Here is a 12,457-nt window from a genome sequence, read left to right as displayed (position 1 = left end):
GGAAATCTGGCCGGCGGCGAGGCACAGCACGTGCTGGAGGCGCAGGCCATGATGGCCCAGGACCCGGAGCTCATCGCCGATGTCGACCGGCGTATCGCCGTGGGCAGCTCGGCCGAGCGCGGGGTGTACGACGCGTTCGCCTCGTACCGGGCGCTGCTGGCCGGTGCCGGTGAGTATCTCGCGGGCCGGGTCGCGGACCTGGACGATGTGCGGAACCGTATCGTCGCGCGGCTGCTGGGTGTCCCGATGCCGGGTGTGCCCGACAGCGATGAGCCCTATGTACTGATCGCCCGGGATCTCGCTCCCGCGGACACCGCGCTGCTCGACCCCGCGCTGGTGCTCGGTTTCGTGACCGAGGAGGGCGGGCCCACCAGCCACAGCGCCATCCTGGCCCGGGCACTCGGTGTACCGGCCGTCGTGGCCCTGCCCGGTGCGGGTGAGCTGGCCGAGGGCACCGTCGTGGCCGTCGACGGCAGTACGGGAGAGATCTTCGTCCGGCCCAGCGACGAGAAGCGGGCCGAGTTGGTGTCCGCGGCCGCCGCCCGCAAGGCCGCGCTGTCCGCTTCGACCGGTCCCGGGGCGACGTCCGACGGCCACAAGGTGCCGCTGCTGGCCAATATCGGCGGGCCGGACGATGTCGCCGCAGCACTGGAGGCGGGCGCCGAGGGCGTCGGCCTCTTCCGTACCGAGTTCCTGTTCCTGGACGACTCCGCGAAGGCGCCGTCGGAGGCGAAGCAGGTCGAGGCGTACCGCTCGGTGCTGGAGGCGTTTCCGGAGAGCCGGGTTGTGGTGCGGGTGCTGGACGCCGGGGCCGACAAGCCGCTGGACTTCCTGACGCCGGCCGACGAGCCGAACCCCGCCCTCGGTGTGCGGGGGCTTCGGTCGCTCCTCGACCACCCCGATGTGCTGCGGGCCCAGTTGACCGCGCTGGCCAGGGCAGTTGAGGGGCTGCCGGTGTATCTGGAGGTCATGGCGCCGATGGTGGCGGACCGGGCCGATGCCAAGGCGTTCGCCGACGCCTGCCGGGAGGCGGGGCTGCACGCGAAGTTCGGCGCGATGGTGGAGATCCCGTCCGCCGCGCTGCGGGCGCGGTCCATCCTCCGCGAGGTCGAGTTCCTTTCGCTGGGCACCAACGACCTGGCGCAGTACACCTTCGCGGCGGACCGGCAGGTCGGTGCGGTGTCCCGGCTGCAGGATCCGTGGCAGCCCGCGCTGCTCGACCTGGTGTCGATGGCCGCCGAGGCCGCGAAGGCCGAGGCCAAGAGCTGTGGTGTCTGCGGTGAGGCCGCCTCCGATCCGACGCTGGCATGTGTGCTGACCGGTCTCGGTGTGACCAGCCTTTCCATGGGTGCGGCCGCCATTCCGTACGTCCGCACGACGCTGGCGCAGCACACGCTCGCCCAGTGCGAGCGTGCGGCTGCCGCGGCGCGCGCCGCAGACTCGGCGGACGAAGCACGGCTGGCCGCTCAGGCCGTGCTGTCCGGCGAGTAGTCGCGCGGTTCCGGCGCCCGGTGGTGTGGTGTCCGAGGGGCTTCCTGCCGTGTCCGGCCGGGAGCCCCTCGGGCGTCCGTGGTCGGTGATCAGGAGTCAGAGGTCAGTGGTGCGGGTCGTCCTCCGGGATCACGTATCCGGCGCAGTAGTCGACGCCCGGTTCCGGGGCCACCGGGTCGCCGGTGTCGGCGTCGGTGCAGTAGGCGCTGAACACCTCGCCCGCGGTGAGCGGTTGCAGTCGGCCTCGGTGGAGCCGCCAGCCGCGGACCGTGTCGTCCTGGCCCGGCACCGTCGTACGGATGACAATCCCGCCGGGGCTTTCCAGAGCCATACCGGCGGCGAGCACGGTCACGAAGGCCATGCCTTCCGCGCGGTCGAGCCGGGTGCGGGGGCCTTCGCCCCTCTCGGCGTGCAGGACGGCGAGGAGCGGTTCGTCCTCGGCGGGAATGCTGCAGACGAGATGGTGGACCCCGGGGCCCGCCCCGTCCAGCAGGCTCTTCAGTGCGCGGGAGGCCCGGTCGAACGATGTCGCGCCGATGTCCTGGCCGCAGTCGGCGCACTCCCCCGCTTCGGCCAGCACCATCGTCGCGTACTCCAGAGTGGCCCGGCACACTGCGGCGTTGATGAGGAGCGGGACCAGCCGGTCGATGGGCTGTCCGGTGTACTGGACGGTCGCCCCGTCCGCCGCGATGCCCGCGGTGAAGCGCGTCCGGCTGTCTGCCGAGTCCGGGTCGAGCCCGGCCGCCGTGCAGAACTCCTCGTACTCCTCGGGGTCGAAGAGGGCGACCGTCGTGTGCACCTCCTCGGCGGTGAGGGCCCGCAGCAGGCCCTCGACCTGCTGGAGGTAGGCCGTGTGGTCGTCGAAGGTGAAGGTGCGGTAGCGCCGCATCACCGCGAAGTCCTGCTCGTCGGCCAGCAGGCCGACGGTGCTCGGTGCTTCGCGGCGCAGTGCGTGCCGCATGGATCCGGTCCGGTGTGTCTGCGCCATGACTCCCCCTGAGCGCGCTCGATCAGTGCTCACTCACAGTAACCGGGGGCACTGACAACGCCGTTGCGGACAGCCGGGTCCGCACCAGACGGCTCTGCGCCGCGCAGGTCGCTACGACACCTGCGGCGAGTACGGGCCATCCCAGCGGACCTGCGGCGATCACCGCGGTGACGAGCAGGGGCCCGCCGCTGCGCTGGGCGGACTGGGCGAGCCCGTGCACCCCGAGGTAGGCGCCCTGCGCCTCGTCGTCGGCGAGGGTGACCGAGAGTTCCCAGGAGGCCGTGGCGTGCAGCATCTCGGCGACGGTCAGCGCGATCGCGGCGAGGATCAGCGCGGTGACGGCTGCCCAGGTGCCGCCGTGCGACGAAGCGGTCATCGCGAGGCAGCCGGCCGTGAAGGAGCCGGCGAGCGGCATCAGGAGGGTGCGGGCCGTCTGCGGGGTGGAGGCGAACCGGCTGAGCGGCACCTGGCAGAAGACGACCATGACGCAGTTGAGGACCATCAGCAGGGGCGCCAGACCGTGCGGGGCCGTGGTGGCGTGGACGATCCACAGCGGCATCCCGACCTGCAGCACGGCGTCGTCCAGGAAGAGCATCGTCTCGGTCGCGGTGAAGAGGAGGTACGTGCGGTCGCGCCAGGGGTTGGGCGGCGGGGCGGCGAGGGCCGGTCCCTCCGAACCCGTGACGACCGGACCCGTACCGGCCGAACCCGTGACGACCCGGGAGGGAGCCGGCGGTTCGGCGCAGCGCACGGTGAGGGCCGCGACCACGGCATACGACACGGCGTTGCCGATGAGCAGGGCGTAGTAGGCGTGAGTGGTCCCGACGCCGAGGGTGACGGCCGCGGCGAGGCCGCCGATGGCCCAGCCCGCGTTGGAGACTGTGCGCTGGACCGCCTGGTAGCGGATGCGGTCGGCTCCGCCCACCCGGGCCGAGTAGAGCTTGGTGAGGACGTTGGACCCGCGGTCGCCGAGGCTGCCGACGGCGGAGTAGAGGAGCATCAGCGTGAAGCTGTGTGTGGTGAGCAGCGCGAGCAGGGCCAGTGCCTGCTGGACCTGGGCGGCCACCAGGACGCGGGTGAGGGGGAACCGGTCGGCGAGATGGCCGGCGAGCGGTGCGCCCGCGATGCCGGCGGCCCCCGAGACCCCCATGAGGATGCCGACCTGGGCGACCGAGAGGCCGGCGACAAGAGTGAAGTAGAGCGCGGCGGCGCCCATCCAGAGTCCGGTGCCCGCTTTGTTGATGAGGGCGATCCAGAGCATCCGGCGGCCGTCCTCGCCGCCCGGGATCCGTTCGTACAGTGCGGCTCGGCGCCGGCTCGTTTTCATTGTTCCCCCTTGACCAGACCTATGTACTGATACATACTCATCTACGTGGTAACACAATATGGGATCAGTGGTACGACGGCCAGGGACATTTCGGCCTCGGTCGAACAGGGCGTGACCGAGGGCCTGTTGGGCCCGGGAGATGCCCTGCCTCCGGTGCGCAGGCTTGCCGAGGGGCTCGGCGTGAGCCCGGGCACGGTCGCGATGGCGTACCGGGAGCTGCGGCAGCGCGGCATCGTGATCACGCGCGGGCGGGGCGGCACGGTGGTGGCGCAGGCCCCGGCGGTGGGTTCGCGGCGGCCGCCGAAGGTGCCGCCGGGGGTACGTGACCTGGCGGGCGGGTATCCGGACCCGGCGCTGCTCCCCGTACTGCTGCCGCCCGGGCGGGTCGACCCCGTACAGGGTTCGCACCGGGGTTCGCCGCGGCTGCCCGCCCTGGAGGAGCTGTCGCGGGAGTGGTTCGCGCGGGACGGGGTGCCGCACGAGCGGGTGACGTTCTCGCACGGGGCGCTCGACTGCATGGCCCGGCTGCTCTCGGTGGAGCTGAAACCGGGTGACACGGTCGCCGTCGAGGATCCGGGATTTCACCATCTCCTCGATCTCGTACCGGCGTTGGGGCTGCGGATCGCTCCGGTCGCGGTGGACGACGAGGGCATCCGCCCGGACGCCCTGCGCGCCGCGCTGCGGGCCGGTGCGCGCGCCGTGGTGTGCAGTCCGCGGGGGCAGAGTCCGGTCGGCGGCTGCTTCTCGGCTGCGCGCCGGGCGGCACTCCTCGATGTGCTGGCGGGGTTTCCCGATGTGCTGGTCGTCGAGGACGACCACAACGCCGATGTCGCGGGCGTGGCGCCGTTCCCGCTGGCTTCGGGCGGTCTGGCCCGCTGGGCGCAGGTGCGGACCGTCTCCAAGCATCTGGGGATCGATCTGCGCTGGGCAGCGGTGGCCTGCGATGCGACGACGCTGGCCCGCCATGACGGCCGGATGCTGCTGACGTCCGGGTGGGTCAGCCATCTGCTGCAGGAGACGGTCGCGCGGGCGATGTCCGATGCGCCGGTGCGCACACTGGTCGAACGGGCCGGACGGACGTACACGGAGCGCAGGGAGGCCCTGGTCGCGCACCTCGCGGAACTGGGGATCCCGGCGCACGGGGCGAGCGGGCTCAATGTCTGGGTGCCGGTGCGGGACGAGTCCGCGGTGGTCAACGGTATGCGGTCGCGCGGCTGGTGGATCGCGGCGGGGGCGCGGTTCCGTATCGCGGCTCCCCCGGCCGTACGGATCACGGTGGCCACCCTGACCGAGGCCGGAGCGGCCGCGCTGGCCTCGGACTTCGCGGAGGTGCTGGGCGAGTCCGAGGCCACGTACGGGGGCTGAGGGTTCGGTCGTGCCGTGTTCGCAGAGCGTCCCTGGGCCGGCGGCACCGTCGTGAGCCGCAGTGGTCAGCCGCGGTCGCGGGCCAGCTTCTCGTAGAAGTGCAGCAGTTCGAGGTTGTCGACCGAGCCGGGGTTGACCGCCTTGTCGAGCGCCGCGCCCTGGAGCAGCCGTTTGACCGGGACCTCGATGCGCTTGCCGGTGAGGGTGTGCGGGACGCCGGGGACCTCGATGATGTCGTCGGGTACATGGCGCGGCGACAGCTGCTCGCGGATCGTCTGCTTGATGCGCAGCCGCAGGCCGTCGTCGAGCGGGGTGCCCGGCGCGAGGTGGACGAAGAGCGGCATCCAGTAGCCGCCGTCGGGCTCTTCGACCCCGATGACCAGTGACTCGCGGATCTCGGGGAGCCGCTCGACCGCTTCGTAGATGTCGGCGGATCCCATCCGGACGCCCTGCCGGTTGAGAGTGGAGTCCGAGCGTCCGTGGATGATCACGGAGCCGTGTCCGGTGATCGTGATCCAGTCGCCGTGCCGCCAGACTCCGGGGTACGTCTCGAAGTAACTGCTCAGATAGCGGCTGCCGTCGGGGTCGTTCCAGAAGCGGATCGGCATGGACGGCATGGGGTTGGTGACGACGAGTTCGCCGACCTCGTCGATGAGCGGCCTGCCCTGCGGGTCCCAGGCCTGGAGGTCGGTCCCGAGGCAGGCCGCCTGGAGTTCCCCGATGTGGACCGGGAGGGTGGGCACGGCGCCCGCGAAGCAGCTGCACACGTCCGTACCGCCGCTGACCGAGGCGATCCAGAGATCCTCGCCCGCCGCTTCGTGGAGCCAGCGGAAGCCGTCGGGCGGCAGCGGGGAGCCGGTCGTCGCTACGCACTTGACGCGGGAGAGGTCGTGGTCGCGGGCGGGCCGGACGCCCGCCTTGCGGCAGGCCATGACGTAGGCGGCGGACGTGCCGAACAGTGTTGTCCCGGTGGTTTCGGCGATGCGCCACTGCGCGTCGGTGCCCGGGAAGCCGGGGCTGCCGTCGTACAGGACGATCGTGGTCCCGGTGAGCAGACCGGAGACGAGGAAGTTCCACATCATCCAGCCGGTGGAGGTGTACCAGAAGAAGCGGTCGCCGGGACCGAGGTCGCAGTGCAGGCCGAGCTGTTTGAGGTGCTCGATCAGGATGCCGCCCTGGGACTGCACGATGGCCTTGGGGAGTCCGGTCGTGCCCGATGAGTAGAGCACCCAGAGCGGGTGGTCGAACGGGACCTGCTCGAACACCGGCTCCACGTCGCCGGAGGTGACGGTGGACCAGTCGAGCGCGCCGTCCGGGGCCGGGGTGCGGAGCAGCGGCACATGGATCACGGCGCGCAGGGTGGGCAGTTCGGCGCGGAGTTCGGCGACGGTGTCGCGCCGGTCGTGGGACTTGCCGCCGTAGCGGTAGCCGTCGACGGCGAACAGGACGACCGGTTCGACCTGCTGGAAACGGTCGAGGACGCTGCGGGCGCCGAAGTCGGGGGCGCAGGAGGTCCACACCGCGCCGACCGCGGCGGTGGCGAGCAGCGCGGTGACGGCCTGCGGGATGTTGGGCAGGTAGCCGCTGACGCGGTCGCCGGGGCGTACGCCCAGTGCGCGCAGTTCGGCGGCGAGCGCTCCTACTTGGCGGCGCAGTTCGGACCAGCTGACGGCCTGCGGATCCTGGTTCTCGTCGACGTGCAGCAGGGCGGGCTCCTGCGCGCGGCCCGGGTCGGTGGCGGTCCGCAGGGCGTGTTCCGCGTAGTTGACGGTGGCTCCGGGGAACCACCGGGCGCCCGGCATGGAGCGGTCGGCGAGCACGCTCTCGTACGGGGTCGTGAACCGGATGCCGAACCAGTCGGCGACCGCTTCCCAGAAGGTGGCGAGCTCCTCGACCGACCAGCGGTGCAGTGCCGCGTACCCGCCGTCCGCGGGTGCGCCGTACCGTTCGGCGGCCCACGCCTGGAAGCGGGTGATCCTGGCACCGTCGATCCGTTCCTGGCTGGGCTGCCAGAGGGGCGCGGTGTTCGATGGGTTCATGGGGCGGCTCCCGGGCTGTACGCGTGGTGTCGCGTGTGGGCGCGCACGTGCGAGGGGTGTGCGCGTGACACGGCTGGCAGCGACGATGCCATGTGATCGTCCTGCGCACCAGGGCGGGCCGACCGGCATCGGCATGGTGAACATCTGGTCAAGGGCGAGGTGAACGACGGCTGAACGGCCCTCGCGTCCCGGTACCGGGATGGCAGTGTGATCAGCATGGACGGTCGCGGCCTGGTTCGCTCGGTGAAGGCGTTCGGTTCGGCTCGGGGGCGGCTGGCCCTGCGCACCGCCCTGCGCAGACGGCGCACGGACGCGGCGGCGCTCGCGCCGCCCGGCCCCGAGCGGGCGCGGGTGCCCGGCGCGGTGACCGGTGTGGAGCACCGGCCGGGCGGCGGTGTCATCCGTTTCGCCCGCTCGGAGCTGCTGGTACGGGTCGCGGTGGGCGGCGCGGTCTTCTGGGGGTGGGACGGCGCGGAGCCGACTCCCTCGTACGCGCTGGCCGGCTGCCCGGATGCGGACCCCCGGGCCGTCCTCGAACCGGACAAGGACGGCGGGTGGCGGGTGGTGTCGGAGCGGGTGACCGTCACGGTGTCCCGGCAGGGGGCCGTGGAGATCCTGACTCCGGGCGGTGTGCGGATCCGCCGTGAGCTGCCGCCGCGCTGGTGGGAGCCGGTGTCGGGTGGTGCGGCGCGCTGGGTGCAGCGGGCCGAGGTCCCGGCCGACGCGCGCTTCTTCGGGCTCGGCGGGCGGGCGTCGGGGCCCCGGCTGCGCGACGGCACGTACCACCTGTGGAACACCGACCCGCGCGGTGGCTTCGGACCTGGTGACGACCCGCTGTACATCACGATGCCGGTGCAGCTGGTGGTGGCCGACGCCGGGACTCATCTGGTCTTCCACGACAACACCCGGGAGGGCCGGGTGGTGCTGGCCGAGGGTCAGGAGGGCGCGGGCTCCGGGCATGACAGGCCGGGTTCCAGCGAGGTGCGGATGGGCGGCGGTCCGCTGCGCTGCTGGGTGGTGGCCGGCACCCCGGCGCGGGTCCTGCTGGGCTGGACGGCGCTGACCGGCCGGCCCGCGCTCCCGCCGTCCTGGGCGCTGGGACCGCAGCACGCGCGGTGGGGTTTCGGCAGTGCGCGGGAGGTCCGCAGGGTCGTCGCCGGATACCGGGAGCACGGGCTGCCCCTGACGGCACTGCATCTGGACATCGACCACTTCGACCGGCATCAGGTCTTCACCGTCGACCGCGAGCACTTCCCGGACCTTCCCGGCCTCGCGGGAGAGCTCCTCAGGGACGGCATACGGCTGGTCTCGATCGTCGATCCGGCGGTGCCGGCCGAGCCGGGCAATCGCGTGTACGAGGAGGGGCTGGCCGCGGACGCCTTCGTCGGGGACGCGCGGGGCGGCGCGGCGCGCGGGGTCGTCTGGCCGGGTGAGTGCGTCTTCCCCGACTTCACCGCGCCGCAGGTACGTGCCTGGTGGGGCGAGCTGTACGCGGAGCGGCTCGCGCAGGGCTTCGCCGGTTTCTGGCACGACATGAACGAGCCGGCCTCCATCGTCCCGTTCGGGGATCCGACGCTGCCGCTCTCGTCACAGCACGCTCTGGAGGGCCGCGGCGGCGACCACCGGGAGGCCCACAACGTCTACGGTCTGACGATGGCGCGGGCCGGTTACGAGGGGCTGCGGGCGCTGCGCCCCGATGAGCGCCCCTTTCTGTTCTCGCGCTCCGGGTGGGCGGGGATGCAGCGGTACGGCGGGACCTGGTCGGGCGATGTGACGACGGGCTGGCCGGGGCTGCGGGCCTCGCTGTCGCTGGTGCTGGGTCTCGGGCTGTGCGGGGTGCCGTACTCGGGCCCCGACGTGGGCGGCTTCGACGGCAGCCCTTCCCCCGAGCTGTATCTGCGCTGGCTCCAGCTGGCGTCCTTCCTGCCGCTGCTGCGCACCCACTCGGCGATCCGGGCCGGGCGCAGGGAGCCGTGGGAGTTCGGCCCGGAGACGCTGGTGCACGCGAAGGCGGCACTGGTGGAACGGGAGCGGCTGCACCCGTACTTCGTGACGCTGGCGCACGTGTCACGGCTGACCGGGGCCCCGTATGTGCGGCCGGTCTGGTGGAGTTCGCCGGGGGACCGCGCGCTGCGGGAGTGCGAGGACGCCTTCCTGCTCGGGGACTGCCTTCTGGTGGCGCCGGTCCTCGACCCCGGCGGCGACCGGCGGGCGGTGCGGCTGCCGCGGGGCCGGTGGTACGACACGGCGACCGGCGCGGCCCACGAGGGGCCGGGGCAGGTGGTGCTGGACGCGCCGCTGTCGCGCGTACCGGTGCTGGCGCGGGCCGGTTCGGTGATTCCGGTACGGGGTGACGACGGCGGTACGGAGCTGGAGGTCTGGGCGCCGGCCGCCGGGCGTACGGGGGGCGGGGTGGTCGTACGGGACGCCGGTGACGGGTGGGAGGAGCCGGAGGTCGAGCGCTACACCACGGCGCTGGAGGACGGCCGGGTAGTGGTGGGGCGCGTGGTGGCGGAGGGCGCGGTGGAGCCGGGGTGCCGGGTGCGGGTGCGGGGGCTCGGGACGTAGGGGCTGTCGTCCGGACGGCAGGTTCAGCGTGGTCCGGGCCTGGTGCGGAGAGTCGTGTGTCCTGGACCGGCCAGGGCCGGACCCCGGCCCGGATTCAGCTGTACCGTCCGGCGAACCAGCCCCGGACTACCGCGGTCTGCAACGGGAAGCAGAGGTCCGTGGGGACCCGCAGGATGTGCCAGCCTGTTGTCTCGTCGGTGGGTTCGGACAGCGGAAGGCCGGCCGCCGCACGTTCCGGGAGCAGGCCGAAGAGCAGCAGATGGCCGTCCGGCGAGCTGCGCGCGTCGGCCAGCCGTACGTCCTGCTGCCGGGCGGTGATGCCCGTCTCCTCCCGCAGCTCACGCACGACCGCGTGCTGCCACGTTTCGACGCCGTCGATGAAGCCGCCGGGCAGGGCGATCCCGCCGGCCTGCGGCTCGTTGGTCCGGGTGATGACGGCGAGTCCGGTGCCCTGCCCGTCGCGTACCGGCAGCAGCGCCACGGCGACGGGCAGTGGGTTGCGGTAGGCCGTGGTCCCGCAGGACGGGCAGGTGCGGGGCCATCCGGCGGCGGCGACGAACGGAGCGCCACAGCTCGAACAGTGGGAATCCCTGACAGGCTCGTCGCGATGCTCGTCGGCAGGCTCGTTCATGAGCGCGGACTGTAGCCGATCGTGCTTCCCCTGCGGGCCGTTCACCTGATAGATGGAATGCCCATGACACGACTGACATCCGCCGCACGGTCCCTGGCCGTGGCCGCCGCCGCCCTGCTCGCCCTCTCCTCCGTCACACCGGCCGCCGGGGCGCAGCGGGAGCCGCGGGCGCCCCGGGACTTCGTCGCGCTGCGCTCCGTGGACCCGACGATCATCCAGGAGATGCGCTACCCGTACGAGCACAACTTCACGGGCGCACCGGTCGACGGCTACGACCAGCCCCTGTGCATCCTCACCCGCCCCGCAGCGCAGGCCCTGCACCGGGCCCAGACGGAGCTACTGCGCCGGGGCTACTCGCTCAAGGTCTACGACTGCTACCGGCCGCAGCGCGCCGTCGACCGCTTCGTGCGCTGGGCCGAGGACCCGAATGCCCTGGCGATGAAGGCCGAGTTCTATCCGCAGGTCGACAAGTCGCGGCTCTTCGCGGACGGTTACATCGCGGCGAAGTCCGGCCACAGCCGGGGCAGCACCATGGATCTCACGCTGGTGAAACTCCCGGCGCTGCCGACCCGCCCGTACCGCCACGGGCAGCCGCTGGCTCCCTGCTACGCGCCGAAGGCGCAGCGCTTCCCGGACAACTCCATCGACATGGGGACCGGGTTCGACTGCTTCGACACCCTCGCGCACACCGACGACCCGCGGATCAAGGGCGTCCAGCGCACCAACCGCGACATGCTGCGGACCGCGCTCGGCGCCGTCGGCTTCGTCAACCTCCCCGAGGAATGGTGGCACTTCACCTACCAGCCGGAGGTGTACCCCGACCGCTACTTCGACTTCCCGGTCGCGTGGCGTTCGGTGGCCGGGCACCGCTGACACCGCCGGTTCCGGAGTGCCCTCCATGGGCTCGGGTTCCGGCTCACCTTCGTGAGGGCGCCTCGTGCCCTCCGGCCGCCACCGCCCGCGGGCAGGGGCGGTGACGGCGGTACGGGCGTGTCGTCCGGCCCCGCCTTTCAGAACGCGTGGGGCGGGGTGGTGGACGGCGGCACACCGGCGTTGAACCGGGTGTCGACGAAGTCGGAGAAGGTGAACCGCTCGGGTATCAGCTTCAGGCCCGCGAACTCGTCGGCGATCTGCTGCTCCGATGCGACGGCGGCCCGGTCCACGGCGACCCGCACCGTCGTGCCCGACGTACGCCGCACCGCGTCCAGCGCCACCTTGTACGGCACGCCGGTGTCCTTGGCCCACACCTTCGCCCACTGCTGCGGGTGCTGGTAGACCCACTTCCGGGCGCGCTGCAGCCGCTGCATGTAGTCCTTCATGGCTGCCGACTTCCCCTTGTCCGCCAGCGCGGAGGGCGAGGCGATATCGAAGGTGAGGCCGTTGACCAGCCCCTGTCCGCTCACCAGGACCCGGGCGTTCCCGCCGTCCAGCGCCTGGGTGGTGGTCGGGTCTGCCGCCGCCCAGGCATCGACGTCTCCCCGCTTGAAGGCGGTCTTCGCCTCGGCGGACTGGAGGTAGTCGACCTTGACGTCCTTGATCGACATTCCGGCCTTCCTGAGCACGCCGAGCAGCAGGTCGTGCCCGGTGGTGCCCTGCATCACCGCGATCTTCTTGCCCTTGAGATCGTGGACGCTCTTCAGCGGCGAGTTCTTCGGCACCAGGATGGCCGTGCCCGCCACCGAGCTGTGCATCGCGCCCACAACGGTGATCTTCGATTTGGACGCGGCGGCGAACACCGGCGGGGTGTTGCCGGTCCAGCCGAGGTCGACCGCCTTGGCGTTGACGGCTTCCAGCAGCAGCGGCCCGGAGGCGAAGTTCGACCAGTTGATCTTGTACGGCATGTTGTCGAGCTCGCCGGAGGCTTCCAGCATGGCCCGGTCGCCGCCCGTCTGGTCACCGACGTTGAGCGTGGTCCTGGTGTGGGTGTCCGCGGACTTCCCTCCGCATGCCGTGGTCAGCAGAGCGAACGGGATGAGCAGGGCGCCGAGGCAGCGTCGTTTCATGGGGAGTCTTTCTTCGGGTTGAGTGGAGATGTGTCGCGGGGACGG

Annotated in this window: 9 protein-coding genes (1 of these 9 only partly in view); 4 read left to right on the top strand and 5 right to left on the bottom strand. The window is 72.1% G+C overall.

Annotated features, from left to right (window positions below):
- A protein-coding gene (ptsP, locus tag OG385_RS29135; RefSeq protein WP_266859148.1) for a phosphoenolpyruvate--protein phosphotransferase crosses the window boundary here: on the top strand, positions 1 to 1,491 show its 3' portion. Its footprint begins 180 nt before the window's first position; the window shows 1,491 of its 1,671 coding nt (coding positions 181–1,671); its start codon lies beyond the left edge, outside the window; its stop codon occupies positions 1,489 to 1,491.
- Between the two features lie 103 nt (positions 1,492 to 1,594).
- Here the strand turns inward: ptsP and OG385_RS29130 are convergent, their stop codons facing one another.
- Positions 1,595 to 2,479, bottom strand: coding sequence for a hypothetical protein (locus OG385_RS29130; RefSeq protein ID WP_266859146.1), 885 nt, complete (start codon positions 2,477 to 2,479; stop codon positions 1,595 to 1,597).
- A gap of 22 nt (positions 2,480 to 2,501) precedes the next feature.
- Positions 2,502 to 3,806: an MFS transporter gene (locus OG385_RS29125; protein ID WP_266859144.1), complete on the bottom strand. Its 1,305-nt coding sequence runs from the start codon at positions 3,804 to 3,806 to the stop codon at positions 2,502 to 2,504.
- Positions 3,807 to 3,851: 45 nt separating this feature from the next.
- Here OG385_RS29125 and OG385_RS29120 point away from each other — a divergent pair, with 45 nt between their 5' ends.
- Positions 3,852 to 5,171, top strand: a complete 1,320-nt coding sequence (locus OG385_RS29120) for an aminotransferase class I/II-fold pyridoxal phosphate-dependent enzyme (protein ID WP_266859142.1) — start codon at positions 3,852 to 3,854, stop codon at positions 5,169 to 5,171.
- A gap of 65 nt (positions 5,172 to 5,236) precedes the next feature.
- Here the strand turns inward: OG385_RS29120 and OG385_RS29115 are convergent, their stop codons facing one another.
- Positions 5,237 to 7,210, bottom strand: a complete 1,974-nt coding sequence (locus OG385_RS29115; RefSeq protein WP_266859140.1) for an acetoacetate--CoA ligase — start codon at positions 7,208 to 7,210, stop codon at positions 5,237 to 5,239.
- Positions 7,211 to 7,426: 216 nt separating this feature from the next.
- Between OG385_RS29115 and OG385_RS29110 the strand changes: the two genes are divergently transcribed.
- Positions 7,427 to 9,778, top strand: a complete 2,352-nt coding sequence (locus OG385_RS29110; protein ID WP_266859138.1) for a glycoside hydrolase family 31 protein — start codon at positions 7,427 to 7,429, stop codon at positions 9,776 to 9,778.
- Positions 9,779 to 9,872: 94 nt separating this feature from the next.
- On the opposite strand, the gene OG385_RS29105 is transcribed toward OG385_RS29110, so the two are convergent.
- On the bottom strand, positions 9,873 to 10,409 hold the full coding sequence (locus tag OG385_RS29105; RefSeq protein WP_266859136.1) for an NUDIX domain-containing protein: 537 nt from the start codon (positions 10,407 to 10,409) through the stop codon (positions 9,873 to 9,875).
- Between the two features lie 63 nt (positions 10,410 to 10,472).
- On the opposite strand from OG385_RS29105, the gene OG385_RS29100 reads away from it, so the two are divergent.
- Positions 10,473 to 11,282 (top strand): M15 family metallopeptidase, encoded by an 810-nt coding sequence (locus OG385_RS29100; RefSeq protein ID WP_266859134.1) that lies wholly within the window; start codon positions 10,473 to 10,475, stop codon positions 11,280 to 11,282.
- Positions 11,283 to 11,419: 137 nt separating this feature from the next.
- Here OG385_RS29100 and OG385_RS29095 read toward each other — a convergent pair whose 3' ends face one another.
- Positions 11,420 to 12,412, bottom strand: coding sequence for an ABC transporter substrate-binding protein (locus OG385_RS29095; protein WP_266859133.1), 993 nt, complete (start codon positions 12,410 to 12,412; stop codon positions 11,420 to 11,422).
- Positions 12,413 to 12,457: the final 45 nt, after the last annotated feature.

The sequence above is a fragment of the Streptomyces sp. NBC_01306 genome, from assembly GCF_026340465.1.
Taxonomy (GTDB): Bacteria; Actinomycetota; Actinomycetes; order Streptomycetales; family Streptomycetaceae; genus Streptomyces.
Note: the sequence above shows the minus strand (reverse complement) of the source record. Positions and strands in the feature narration are given on the sequence as shown.